Here is a 12,844-nt window from a genome sequence, read left to right as displayed (position 1 = left end):
CGGGGGGGTTGCGGCCGACCGTTGGGCGGCCGTCCGGTCAGATCTCCACCTGCGCCCCGAGTTCGACCAGCCGATTACCCGGAATCCGGAAGAACCCGGTCGCCGGCGCGGCGTTCCGGTGCATCAGCGCGAACAGCTTGTCGCGCCAGATCGGCATGCCGCGGTTGGCGGTGGCCACGATGGTCTCGCGGCTGGCGAAGAACGTGGTGTCCATCGGGTCGAAGTAGATCCCGCCGTGGTCGCACGAGCGCATCAGCGCCAGCGGCACGTCCGGGGTCTCCATGAAGCCGAAGCGCACGTAGATCCGGTAGAACTCATCGCCCACCGATTCGATCTTCAGGCGCTGGCCCGAGGGCGCGTACGGCACCGGCAGCGTCACCACGTGCAGGAACACGTTGCGCTCGTGCAGCACTTTGTTGTGCTTGAGGTTGTGCATCAGCGCATGCGGCGCCACCGAGGGGGCGGCGGTCAGGAACACGGCGGTGCCCGGCACCCGTACCGGCGGGGCCAGCATCAGGCCCGGCAGGAAGGTGTCGATCCGGATGCCATCCTTGCGGATCTCATCGCGCAGCAGCTCGCGGCCACGCCGCCAGGTGCGCATCATGGTGAACAGCACGATGCCCAGCACCACCGGGAACCACGCACCCTGCAGCAGCTTGGCGCCGTTGGCGATCACGAAGCCCAGATCGATCACGAAGAAGACCACGCACAGCGGGATGATCCAGTTGCGGGCCTTGGGCCACAGCGCGCGGGCGACCAGCGCCAGCAGCAGGGTATCGATCAGCATGGTGGCCGACACCGAGATGCCGTAGGCCACGGCCAGGTTGGAGGAGCTGCGGAAGGCCAGCACCAGCCCGATCACCATCACCGCGATGCCCCAGTTGATGCCCGGGATGTAGATCTGGCCGATGGTGTCGTGCGAAGTGTGGGTGATGCGCATGCGCGGGATGTAGCCCAGCTGCATGGCCTGGCGCGAGACCGAGAACGCACCGGTGATCACCGACTGCGAGGCGATCACCGCCGCCATGGTGGCCAGGATGATCATCGGGTACAGCGCCCAGTCCGGCACGGCCTCGAAGAACGGGTTCTTGACCGCCTCGGGATTGTTGAGCACCAGCGCGCCCTGCCCCAGGTAGTTCAGCACCAGGCACGGCAGCACGAAGAAGTACCAGGCGTGGCGGATCGGCCTGGCCCCGAAGTGGCCCATGTCGGCATACAGCGCTTCGCCGCCGGTGACCGCCAGCACCACCGCGCCGAGGATGAAGATGCCGTGCCAGCCGTGCTCCATGAAGAAGCGCAGCGCCCACATCGGGTTGAAGGCCTTGAGTACTTCCGGCGCATCGACGATGTTCCAGATGCCGATGGCGGCCAGCGAAATGAACCAGATCGAGGTGATCGGGCCGAACAGCTTGCCGATCTTGGCCGTGCCGAAGCGCTGTACCGCGAATACGGCCAGCAGCACCACTACCGTGATCGGCACGATGAACGCATGCAGCCCGGGGGCCGCGACCTCCAGGCCCTCGACCGCGCCCAGCACGGAGATCGCCGGGGTGATCACGCCATCGCCGAAGAACAGGGAGGCGCCGAAAATGCCGAGGATGCCGACCACATAGGCCGAGCGCGACCCGTTGCGCAGCGTGCGCTGGGTCAACGCCATCAGCGCCATGATGCCGCCCTCGCCGTCGTTGTCGGCGCGCATGATGATGGTGACGTACTTGAGCGTCACCACGATGTTCAGCGCCCAGAACGCCAGCGACAGCACGCCCAGCACGGTGTCATGGTCGCTGTTGAGACCGTAGTGCGGGGAGAACGCTTCTTTCAGCGTGTACAGCGGGCTGGTGCCGATGTCGCCGAACACCACGCCGATGGCGCCGATCATCAGCGCCATGCCGCCGGCCGCGGGCGCGTGGCCGTGCGGGGCCTGGCCGTCGCTGTGCTGGGGGGAAGTGGTGGACATGAGGCTCCGGGCGGACGCGGTCGGTGGTGTCGTTAGCTAGGGAAGGCAGGCGCGCGGCTCAGCGCAGCGCGGCCTGCAGGGCCTTGCGGATCACCGTGGCGACATCGTCACCCTCGGCATTGGCATCGCGCGCCAGGCGCGCGGCCTCGGTCGGCTTGTAGCCCAGTTGCTGCAGGGCCACGGTCGCCTCGGAGACCGGATCGGTGGCCGGTGCCGCACCAGCGATCGGCGCGCCGCCACCACCGAAATTGGCTGCGCGGTCACGCAGTTCCAGCACCATGCGCTCGGCGGTCTTCTTGCCGATGCCCGGAATCCGGGTCAGCGCGGTGATGTCACCGGCCTGCAGCATGCGCGCGAACTCGTCCACGCTGACCCCGGAGAGCACGGCCAGCGCGATCTTGGCGCCGATCCCGCTGACCTTCTGCACATCGCGGAACAGGCGGCGCTCGCCCTCGCGCAGGAAGCCGTACAGCGAGACGCTGTCTTCCTTCTGCGCGTAATGGGTGAACAGGGTGACCTCGCGGCCCAGCTCGGGCAGATCGTAGAAGGTGCTCATCGGCGCCTCCAGCTCATAGCCGACGCCATTGACGTCCACCATCAGCCATGGCGGCGCCTTGTAGGCCACGATCCCGCGCAGACGACCAATCATGCAGTGTTCCTCATTTCCGGCTCCAGGCCTGGCGCGCATTGACGCCCAGGCGCAGCGCCGTCGCCCGGACATGGGCGTGGGTGATCGCCACGGCCAACGCATCGGCAGCGTCGGCCTGCAGCTTGGTTTTCAGGTTGAGCATGAGCCCGACCATGTGTTGGACCTGTTGTTTTTCCGCGCCACCGCGGCCGACCACGGCCAGCTTGATCTCGGTGGCGGCGTACTCGCTGACCGGCAGGTCGCGCATCACCACGGCCGAGATGGCGGCGCCGCGTGCCTGGCCCAGCTTCAAGGCCGAATCCGGGTTGCGCGCCATGAACACCTTTTCGATGGCCACTTCGTCGGGGCGGTATTCCTCGACCAGGGCGGTCAGGCCCACCACCAGCAGCTTCATGCGCTGCGGGAAGTCATCCGCGCCCAGCAGCACCAGCGGCAGGTGATGCACGTGCATCACCTTACCGGTGGCGTCCACATCAATGATGCCCACCCCGGTGCGCTGCGAACCGGGGTCGATGCCGAGAATGCGGGTCATGCGGCACGCACACGGCCGCCCGTGGCCCGGAAGGGACACATGCGGCGGGGATAACAGGGAACGGCTGGAGTCATCATGGTCCGCATTGTCCGCTCACCGGTCGCGCAAAGCGACCGGTGAAGCGCCCGCTCAGGCGTAGGCGTCCGCGCCGAGCTCGGCGTTGGAGAACACGTCCTGCACGTCGTCCAGGTCTTCGAGCATGTCCAGCAGCTTCTTGACCTGCAAGGCGGTGTCGCCTTCGACCTTGATGTCGTTGTCGGCGCGGTAGGTGATTTCAGCATGGTCCGGGGTGAACCCGGCGGCCTCCATCGCATCCTTGACAGCGTGGTAGCTGTCGGCCGCGGTGACCACATCGATCGCCCCGTCTTCCGGGTAGACCACGATGTCGTCCGCGCCGGCCTCGATCGCCGCCTCGGTCACGGCTTCTTCGTCCGCACCGGCGGCGAAGTGCAGCACGCCCAGGCGCTTGAACATGAACGACACCGAGCCTTCCGTGCCCATGTTGCCGCCGCACTTGCTGAACGCATGGCGGACATCGGCCACGGTGCGCACGCGGTTGTCGGTCAGGCAGTCCACGATCACGGCCACACCACCGGGGGCATAGCCCTCGTAGCGGATCTCTTCGTACTCGACGCCTTCCAGCTCACCGGTCGCCTTCTTGATGGCGCGCTCGATCACGTCCTTGGACATGTTCGAGGACAGGCCCTTGTCCATGGCCACCCGCAGGCGCGGGTTGTTGTTGGGGGCGCCTCCACCGCCGCGCGCGGCAACGCCGATCTCGCGGATGATCTTGGTGAAAATCTTGCCGCGCTTCGCGTCAGACGCGTTTTTGCGGTTCTCGATGGAGGGGCCTCTACCCATGGGGTGACTCTCGTGTTTCTGTCAGGAACAGGGCGCGAATTCTACCTGATCCGTCGGCCTGCCCGTGTCAGTGCCGGGCCCGATCAGGCGGCGTGGGCCGCGTCGTCCCGGCGGAACCGGCCATCGCGCAGGAAGGCGGCGGTCTGGCGCGCGGCATCCGGCGAGAACACCAGCCCGCTGTGGCTGGCCGGGATCACGCAGTGGTCGGCCAGACCGGGCAACTGCGTCTCATCCAGCGCCACGGTGCCATCGGAGGCATCGCCACAGGCGCCCAGCAGGCTGCCCAGCCCGTGCGGGACGGAGCCGGCGATCAGGCCGACCTGCGCCCTGCCCTCCCAGGCCGGCAGGCCATCCAGCAGCAGTTCCGAGCTGCGCCCCAGCGCCAGCGACCAGCCGTGATCGCTCAGCGAGCGCGCGGTCACACTGCCACGCAACGGCGAGCCGAGGCAGACCACCCGCGAAACCGGCAGCTCCGGCGCGCGCCGCAGCGCCTCCAGCGCGACCAGCCCGCCCAGGCTGTGGCCAACCAGCGAGACCGGGCCGCTGTCCTTGAGCCGCTCCAGCAGTTGCGGCACCGCCACCTCCGGGCCCCCGAACACACTGGAGTACCCGAAGGTATCGACGGCGAAGCCACGGGCACGCAGACGCCAAGCCAGCGGGCCGACCCACGCGCGCGCATTCCAGATGCCATGCAGCAGTAAAACAGGGGGATTCATGGTGTCAGCCTAGCCCGTTGGGCGGGGCGCCTGCAGAAGGAAACAGCGTCATTAGACGAATGGACCGGACAACGGCAGGTGAAGCCGTCGCGGCCCTTCAGGATCCGGCTCAGGCGGCTGTTGTGGGGCGGCGCAGGATGAACTCCAGGTCGCGCACCTTGCCGACCGGGAACTCATAGGTGCCGACCTTGCTGAAGCCGTAGCGGGCATAGAAGCGCTGTGCACCGAAGTTTTCCGACCACACCCCCAGCCACACCGTGCGCGGGCCCTCGCGTTCCAGCCAGGCCAGCGCGGTTTCGAACAGTCGGCTGCCCCAGCCACAGCTCTGCTGGTCCTTGATCAGGTACAGGCGCTTGAGCTCGCCATCGCCGGGCTGCACCTCGGCATGCGGCAGCCCACAGGGGCCGGCAGCGGCGTGGCCCACGGCAACACCGTCCAGCTCCAGCAGCCAGACCGCGTAATCGGGGTGTTCGAGGATGATGCGCTGGCGCTGCGCCGGGTAGGCCTCGTCGAGGAAGGCCTGCAGGTCCTCGGGCGGGTACAGAGGGCCGAAGGTTTCCACGAAGGTACGCGCGGCCAGCACCGACAGGGTCTGGGCATCGTCCGGGGTGGCGCGGCGGATGGTGTAACGGCCTGGGGTCACGGCGGGAGCATCGGCATCGGCGGGAGCCGCCAATTTACCTGAACGCTGGGGCGATGGCGCGGCCCGGCACCGACCTCCGGCCGGTACCTGCCGCACCCTACGCCGGCCCATGGCCGGCGCTTGCCGGCTTATTCCTTGACCGCGCGCGGACGGACCTGGACGTGCACTTCGGCCAGCTGCTCGTCCGGGATCGGCGACGGGGCGCCGGTCATCAGGCACTGCGCGCCGGTGGTCTTCGGGAACGGGATCACATCGCGGATCGACTCGGTACCGGCCATCAGTGCGGCGATACGGTCGATACCGAAAGCGATGCCACCGTGCGGCGGCGCGCCGAAACGCAGCGCGTCGAGCAGGAAGCCGAACTTGCCCTCGGCCTCTTCGGCCCCGATGCCCAGCAGGTCGAACACCGCGCTCTGCATATCCGAGCGGTGGATACGGATCGAACCGCCGCCGATCTCGTTGCCGTTGAGCACCATGTCATAGCCGCGCGATACGGCAGTCTTGGCGTTGGCGCGCAGATCGGCGATGTCATCCACTGCCGGTGCGGTGAAGGGGTGATGCAGGGCGACGTAGCGCTGGGCTTCGTCGTCGTACTCGAACATCGGGAAATCGGTGACCCACAGCGGCGCCCAGCCGGCGGCGACCAGGTTGAAGTCCTTGCCAGCCTTCAGGCGCAGCGCACCCATGAAGTCGGAGACCTTGTTGTAGCCACCGGCGCCGAAGAACACGATGTCGCCGTTACCGGCGCCCACCTGGGCGACCAGCGCGGCGAAGGCCTCTTCGCTGAAGAACTTGGCGATCGGCGAGCTGACTTCGCCGCTCTCGCTGATCTTGATGTAGGCCAGGCCCTTGGCGCCGTACTTGGCGGCATGCGCGGCGTAGTCGTCGATCTGCTTGCGCGACAGGCTGGCACCACCCGGGATGCGCAGCGCGGCCACACGGCCGTCGGCATCGTTGGCGGCGGCGGTGAACACCGGGAACTCACTGGTCTTGACCAGCTCGGCCACGTCCACCAGCTCCAGCGCGATGCGCAGGTCCGGCTTGTCCGAACCAAAGCGACGCATCGCTTCGGCCCAGGTCATGCGCGGGAAGCTGGCGGCCAGCTCCACGTCCACCACTTCCTTGAAGATGGCGCGGATCATGGTTTCCACGAAGTCCTGCACGTCGCGCTCGCGCACGAAGGCGAACTCCATGTCCAGCTGGGTGAATTCCAGCTGGCGGTCGGCACGCAGGGCTTCATCGCGGAAGCAGCGCGCGATCTGGTAGTAACGGTCGAAGCCGGCCACCATCAGGATCTGCTTGAACAGCTGCGGGCTCTGCGGCAGGGCGTAGAACTCGCCCGGGTGCATGCGCGCCGGCACCAGGAAATCGCGGGCGCCTTCCGGGGTGGCCTTGGTCAGGATCGGGGTTTCGATGTCCTGGAAGCCGGTGGCGTCCAGGTGGCGGCGCAGGGCCTGCACCAGCTTGATGCGGGTGCGCTGCATGCGCTGCATTTCCGGGCGGCGCAAATCCAGGTAACGGTACTTCAGGCGGGTTTCTTCGCCCGGGTTCTCGTGCGCGTGGAACGGCAGCGGCTCGGCCTTGTTGAGGATGGTGATGGCCGTGGCGATCACTTCCACGTTGCCGGTGCGCAGCTTGTCGTTGGCCGCATGGCGCGCACGCACCACGCCTTCCACCTGCAGCACGTCTTCGTAGCCCAGGCTGGCGGCCACGGCGAATACAGCGGCGTTGTCGACTTCCACCGTCACCTGCACGATGCCTTCATGATCACGCAGATCGATGAAGACCACGCCGCCCTGGTTGCGGGCAACGTCGGTCCAGCCGGCGAGGGTTACGGTTTGGCCAATCAGGGTCTCGTCGACCAGGCCACAGAAGTGGGTACGCATGGGGGTAAAGCTCCGCAGGAGAGTGCCGGCGCCAAGCTGCGCCGGAAAGCCCGTTATTCTGCGGCCGCCAGCCCGGCGGGGCAAATCCGGGCGCTGCGGCCCGGCATCACACGCTCTGAACCGGGGCCATTCCTATAGTCCGCGCACCAACGACCGCACGGGGATGTCGCCATGCAACGCCGTCTGAGCACCGTCTGCCTCACCCTTGCCCTGGCCTGTATGGCCCCGGCCCTGCACGCCCAGATGAGTACCCGGGCCTATGCCCCGGAAAATCTGTCGCAGCTGTCCTCCTCCGACCGCAGCCGGGTCATCACCCAGGAATATGCCGACCAGTCCAATGGCCGCCGGATCCCGGACGACCAGCTGCGCTTCTACCTGGCCCAGGTCAACTCGGGCTGGAACTTCTCCCGCATCAAGCAGGACATCGCCACGTCGCTGCGCGGCAACGGCAACGGGGGTGGCTGGAATGGCGGCGGCAACGGCCCCGGCAACAACGGCACGGTCCGCTGCGAAAGCCAGGACAACCGCGAGCGGGTCTGCAACACGGGCTGGCGCAGTGCCCGGCTGTCCCGCCAGATCTCCGGGACGACCTGTACCGAGGGCCGCAACTGGGGCTCGCGCAACGGGACGGTCTGGGTCAGCGGCGGCTGCCGGGCCGAATTCGTCGAGGGCCGTGGCAATGGCGGCAACTGGGGTGGCGGTGGCGGTGGCGGCACCGGCGCGACGATCCGCTGCGAGAGCCAGGACAATCGCGAGCGCACCTGCAACACCGGCTGGCGCAACGCAACCCTGGTCCGCCAGATCTCCGGTACGGCGTGTGTCCAGGGCCAGACCTGGGGCGTGCGCAATGGAGCGATCTGGGTCAATCGCGGCTGCCGCGGCGAGTTCGCCGAAGCGCGTGGCAACAGCGGCGGCAACTGGGGCGGCGGTGGCGGCAACAGCAATTACAGCGTGACCTGCAGCAGCAACGACAAGCGCCAGCAGACCTGTGCCTGGGATGCCCGTCAGGGTCGCCCGGCGCTGGTGCAGCAGTTGTCGGGCACGGCCTGCGTGGAAGGCCGCAGCTGGGGCTACAGCAATGGCAGCCTGTGGGTGAGCGGCGGCTGCCGCGCCCGCTTCGGGGCGCGCTGAGCGTTACTGCCAGCGGTAGGTGCCGACCGCTGGTCGGCACCGGTGAGCGTTACGGCGCGGGCGTCTCGCTGCCCCACGGCGCCGGTGGCAGTGCCACCGGCTTGCTCAGATCGAACACCACCTGGAAGTGGCGCCCGCCAGGGCGGGTCAATTCGTAGACGAAGCGCTGGTCCGGCTCCACTTCCATTGCCCAGGTGTTCTGCACCGAGGCGAGCATGTCGGCCTTGCGGAACATCGCCACCGAGTCCGAATCCACCGGGAACGACTGGCGTTGCGCGGTGCCTGGCGGCTTGCTGTCGCCACCGTACATCGTGACCGCATCCGGACTGCCGTCTTCGTGGCGATGATCGTGCTTGAGCCGCAGCCCATGCTCGGTACGGGTGAGCACCCAGGTCCGTGAATGGTCATCACCGACATGGAAGGGAATCCGCAGCTCATGCGCCGGGTCCTCGCAACCACGCACATGCATCACCAGCCGTTTGCCCTCGAAAGGATCGGGCGCATCGGTCTTGGGCGCGTTGGCCGCGATGCGGCCTTCGAACGCTTTGCCGCAGTGCGCGGCCACAGCAGACATGAACGCATCGGATGGCGCCATCGAGACATCATGGCCGACGGTGTCGTTCGAACCGCTGCACGCGGTGATCGCCAGCGCAGCGGCGAAAGGAAGGAGTTTGACTACATTCATGCCCCCACCCTAACGGGCGCGAACGACCAGCGCAAACTGGACGCCCGCGCCATCTGTCACGCGCGCGCGCGCATCGCCTGCGCTGCAACAGGGGCTTCATACCCGCTGTGGTATGGTCAATCACGTGACTTGTTCGCCTTCTTCCCCACGAAGGGCGCACGCATGTTGCGGTTGACCGCCCTGCTCGCCGGTGTGGCGCTGCTGCTCACCGGCAGCGGCCTGCTCGGCACATTGCTGGCGGTGCGCGGTGGTGAAGCCGGCTTCGGTGCCGGCACATTGGGGTTGGTGATGTCCGGCTATTTCGCCGGTTTTTTCATCGGCACCTTCTTCGCCCCCTCGCTGATCGGCCGCATCGGCCATATCCGTGCGTTTGCCTTCTTTGCCGCCCTCGCCGCCATCGCGGTGCTGCTGCACCCTCTGTGGATCAATCCCGTGGGTTGGGGCGTGCTGCGCATCCTCACCGGCATCGCGCTGGTGGGCCTTTACACGGTGATCGAGAGCTGGCTCAACGCCGAGCCCGACCCGCGCCTGCGCAGCCGCGCTTTCTCGCTCTACATGGTGGTCAACCTTTCCGCACTGGCGCTCGGCCAGGTGCTGCTGATGCTTGGCGACGCCGGCGCGACCTCGATGTTCATGCTTACCGCGATCCTGGTCTGCGCGGCAGTATTGCCGGTCACCGCTACGCGCCTGCGCCCGCCGGAGATTCCCTCGGTGCCGCGCCTGAAACTGGCGCGGCTGTATGCGATGGCACCGGTGGCGACGGTTGCCGCCGGCCTCTCCGGCCTGGCGATGGGCGCGTTCTGGGGCCTGCTGCCGGTCTACGCCGGCGAGGTCGGCCTGGACGGCAATGGCGTCGCCCTGTTCATGCTGACCGCCATCGCCGGTGGCGCGTTGCTGCAATGGCCATTGGGTCACATCAGCGACGGCCATGACCGCCGCAGCGGACTGGTCGCCCTGAGCCTGGCCGCGGCGGGTATCGCCGTGGTGGCCTCGCTGCCGATGATCCAGCTGCAGACCCATCTGCTGTTCGGCCTGTTTTTCTTCTATGGCGGGCTGGCCTTCGCGCTGTATCCCTTCGCGGTCGCGCACATGCTCGATTACCTGCCGCGCGAAGATCTGCTCTCGGGCTGCTCCAGCCTGCTGCTCGTCCATGGCGTGGGCGCCGCGCTCGGCCCCGCGTTGGCGGGCGCGGCCATGCAGCAGTTCGGCGCGCCTGCACTGCCGCTGTACTTCGCGGTGGTGTTGATGCTGCTGGCCTTGTTCACCACCGCGCGCCTGCTCAGCTTCCAGCGGCTGCGCACGCATCCGGTCGGCTTCCGGCTGATGCTGCGCACCACCCCCTCGGCGCTGGAACTGATGCCCGAGACCGACACCGCGCCGCCGGATCCCGATATCCCCCTCCCCTCTGACTCCGATAAGGAAGTGCATTGACTGTTTCGACACCGACCTCCCTCACTCCAACCCGTACACCGCCGGCGCCGTCGGCCCCGCAATTGATTCTCGCCACCGATCTGGATGGCACCTTCCTCGCCGGCGATCCCGCCGCGCGTCATCGGCTCTACCGGCTGGTCGACCAGCACCCGGGAATCCGCCTGATCTTCATCACCGGCCGCGGCCTGGAAGCGGTGATGCCCCTGCTCTCCGATCCGGCCATTCCGCGCCCGGATTACGTGGTCTGTGATGTCGGCGCCACCGTCGTCGACGGCCACACCCTGCAGCCGCTGCAGCCCCTGCAATCGATGATCGACGCGCACTGGCCGGGCGAGCAGGTCGTCGCCGCCGCGATGCGTCCGTTCACCGCGCTGCAGCGCCAGGATGTGCCGCAGGAACGCCGCTGCTCGTATTTCTGCGATCCCGACACGCTGGCGCCACTGCGCTCGCAGATCCAGGCCGCCGCACAGGCGCTGGGCTGCGATGTGCTGTACTCGGCCGACCGCTATCTGGACATCCTGCCGCCGGATACCGACAAGGGCCGCACCCTGGCCGCGCTTGCGCGCCTGCTGGAGCTGCCGCGTGATCGCATCCTGGTGGCCGGCGACACCCTCAATGACCTGTCGATGTACACCTCCGGTTTCCGCGGAGTGTGCGTGGGCGATTCGGAGCCGGCGCTGACTGCCGCGACGGCCGACCTGAAGCACACCTTCCATGCACAGGCGCCGGGTTGCGGCGGCATCCTCGAAGCGATCGAACATTTCGGCCTGCTCGCCGATGACGATCCCTTCCTGCGCCCACCGCCGCAGGCGCGCGCCGATGGCGCCGACCTGGTGATGGTCTATCACCGCCTGCCCTTCGATGAAGTAATGGAAGACGGCGTGCTGGTGCAACGCCCGCCGCGCTCGCCCAACGGCATCATCCCCTCGCTGCTGAGCTTCTTCGAAGGCGGCCAGAAGGGCTCGTGGGTCGCCTGGGGAATCGATGAACCCAAGCGCGGCCCGTTCCAGACGCACCTGGCCGTGGATGCCGAGCGCTACCCCACCCTGACCGCCGCGCGCGTGCCGCTGAGCAAACAGGAAGTGGACATCTTCTACAAGCGCTTCTCCAAGGAAGCGTTCTGGCCGATGCTGCATGTGTTCTGGGAACGCGCGAAATTCCGCGAAGAAGACTGGCAGGTCTTCCTCAAGGTCAACCGCAAGTTCGCCGAAGCCACCGCCGCCGAAGCCGCGCATGGCGCGACCGTGTGGATCCACGACTACAACCTGTGGATGGTGCCGGCCACGCTGCGCGAGCTGCGCCCGGACCTGAAGATCGCCTTCTTCCACCACACCTACTTCCCGTCGGCGGATGTATTCAATGTGGTGCCCTGGCGCCGCGAGATCATCGGCAGCCTGCTCAGCTGCGACTACATCGGCTTCCACATTCCCCGCCAGGTAGAGAACTTCGTGGACGTCGTGCGCGGCGCGATGCCAGCCGAGCGTCTGGCGTGGGAAAGCTGCGCCCCGCGCTTCCTCACCTACGGGTGCGCAGTGGGTCTGGACACGATGACCACGCGCCTGCGCGTGGGCGACCGCGAAGTCGCCCTCGGTGCGCACCCGGTCGGCACCGATCTTCGCCGCATCCACAACGTGCTCGCACGCAGCGACGTGCGCAATGACATCTTCAAGCTGCGCCGCGAGATCGGCGCGCGCAAGCTGGTGCTGTCAGTGGAGCGCCTGGATTACACCAAGGGCACGCTGGCCAAGCTGGAGGCGTTCGAGCGGTTGCTGGAGCAGCATCCGGATCGCCAGGGCAAAGTCACCCTGCTGATGATCTGCGTACCGGCCGCGCGCGAGATGACCATCTACCGCACGCTGCAGAACCAGATCGAACAGGCGGTGGGGCGGATCAACGGGCGCTTCTCGCGGCTGGACTGGACCCCGGTGCGCTTCTTCGCCCAGGCATTGCCGTTCGAAGAGGTGGTGGCGCACTACGCTGCCGCGCAGGTGATGTGGATCACCCCGCTGCGCGATGGCTTGAACCTGGTGTCCAAGGAGTTCGTGGCCACGCAGGGCATCGAGGGCAGCAACGGCGTGCTGGTGCTGAGTGAGTTTGCCGGTGCGGCGGCCGAGCTGAAGGGCGCGGTGCTGACCAATCCGCATGACCCGGCCGACCTCACCGCCGGCCTGCTGCAGGCGTTGTCGATGCCCGACGATGAAGCCACCGGGCGCATGCGCCAGCTGTTCGGCAGCGTGGAGTACTACGACGTGGATCGCTGGGGCCGGGATTTCCTGGAAGCGGTGCGCAACAGCCACGCCGAAGGCTGACGTTGTACAGGTAGTGGCGGCCGCTGGCCGGCTCCAGGCGGAGC

Annotated in this window: 11 protein-coding genes; 3 read left to right on the top strand and 8 right to left on the bottom strand. The window is 67.5% G+C overall.

The window, feature by feature from the left end; genetic code table 11:
* Positions 1 to 37 precede the first annotated feature (37 nt).
* From ACE026_RS20170 to aspS, 7 genes are all read right to left on the bottom strand, one after another.
* On the bottom strand, positions 38 to 1,888 hold the full coding sequence (locus ACE026_RS20170) for a potassium transporter Kup (RefSeq protein ID WP_486040622.1): 1,851 nt from the start codon (positions 1,886 to 1,888) through the stop codon (positions 38 to 40).
* 127 nt (positions 1,889 to 2,015) lie between these two features.
* Complete coding sequence (gene ruvA / locus ACE026_RS20165; protein WP_486040607.1) at positions 2,016 to 2,606, bottom strand: Holliday junction branch migration protein RuvA; 591 nt, start codon at positions 2,604 to 2,606, stop codon at positions 2,016 to 2,018.
* Positions 2,607 to 2,616: 10 nt separating this feature from the next.
* Positions 2,617 to 3,138 (bottom strand): crossover junction endodeoxyribonuclease RuvC, encoded by a 522-nt coding sequence (gene ruvC, locus ACE026_RS20160; protein ID WP_088433900.1) that lies wholly within the window; start codon positions 3,136 to 3,138, stop codon positions 2,617 to 2,619.
* 129 nt (positions 3,139 to 3,267) lie between these two features.
* Positions 3,268 to 3,999, bottom strand: a complete 732-nt coding sequence (locus tag ACE026_RS20155) for a YebC/PmpR family DNA-binding transcriptional regulator (protein WP_486040605.1) — start codon at positions 3,997 to 3,999, stop codon at positions 3,268 to 3,270.
* A gap of 83 nt (positions 4,000 to 4,082) precedes the next feature.
* Positions 4,083 to 4,715, bottom strand: a complete 633-nt coding sequence (locus tag ACE026_RS20150) for an esterase/lipase family protein (RefSeq protein WP_259259404.1) — start codon at positions 4,713 to 4,715, stop codon at positions 4,083 to 4,085.
* 109 nt (positions 4,716 to 4,824) lie between these two features.
* The gene (locus ACE026_RS20145; protein WP_486040603.1) at positions 4,825 to 5,358 is read right to left on the bottom strand and encodes a GNAT family N-acetyltransferase; all 534 of its coding nucleotides are present in this window, start codon (positions 5,356 to 5,358) and stop codon (positions 4,825 to 4,827) included.
* A 128-nt stretch (positions 5,359 to 5,486) separates the two neighbouring features.
* A complete protein-coding gene (aspS, locus tag ACE026_RS20140) occupies positions 5,487 to 7,244 on the bottom strand; it encodes an aspartate--tRNA ligase (RefSeq protein WP_486040601.1) in 1,758 nt (585 codons plus the stop codon).
* 435 nt (positions 7,245 to 7,679) lie between these two features.
* On the opposite strand from aspS, the gene ACE026_RS20135 reads away from it, so the two are divergent.
* A complete protein-coding gene (locus tag ACE026_RS20135) occupies positions 7,680 to 8,375 on the top strand; it encodes a DUF3011 domain-containing protein (protein ID WP_486040620.1) in 696 nt (231 codons plus the stop codon).
* 49 nt (positions 8,376 to 8,424) lie between these two features.
* Here the strand turns inward: ACE026_RS20135 and ACE026_RS20130 are convergent, their stop codons facing one another.
* The gene (locus tag ACE026_RS20130) at positions 8,425 to 9,060 is read right to left on the bottom strand and encodes a hypothetical protein (RefSeq protein ID WP_486040599.1); all 636 of its coding nucleotides are present in this window, start codon (positions 9,058 to 9,060) and stop codon (positions 8,425 to 8,427) included.
* Positions 9,061 to 9,222: 162 nt separating this feature from the next.
* On the opposite strand from ACE026_RS20130, the gene ACE026_RS20125 reads away from it, so the two are divergent.
* Entirely contained in the window at positions 9,223 to 10,491 is a 1,269-nt protein-coding gene (locus ACE026_RS20125; RefSeq protein ID WP_486040597.1) for an MFS transporter, read from the top strand.
* A 62-nt stretch (positions 10,492 to 10,553) separates the two neighbouring features.
* Positions 10,554 to 12,800 carry a glucosylglycerol-phosphate synthase gene (ggpS, locus tag ACE026_RS20120; protein WP_486040618.1) on the top strand — a complete coding sequence of 749 codons (2,247 nt, stop codon included), beginning with the start codon at positions 10,554 to 10,556 and terminating at the stop codon, positions 12,798 to 12,800.
* Positions 12,801 to 12,844 lie beyond the last annotated feature (44 nt).

This window comes from Stenotrophomonas sp. AGC87 (assembly GCF_057333975.1).
This window is presented reverse-complemented; position numbering and strand designations above follow the sequence as displayed.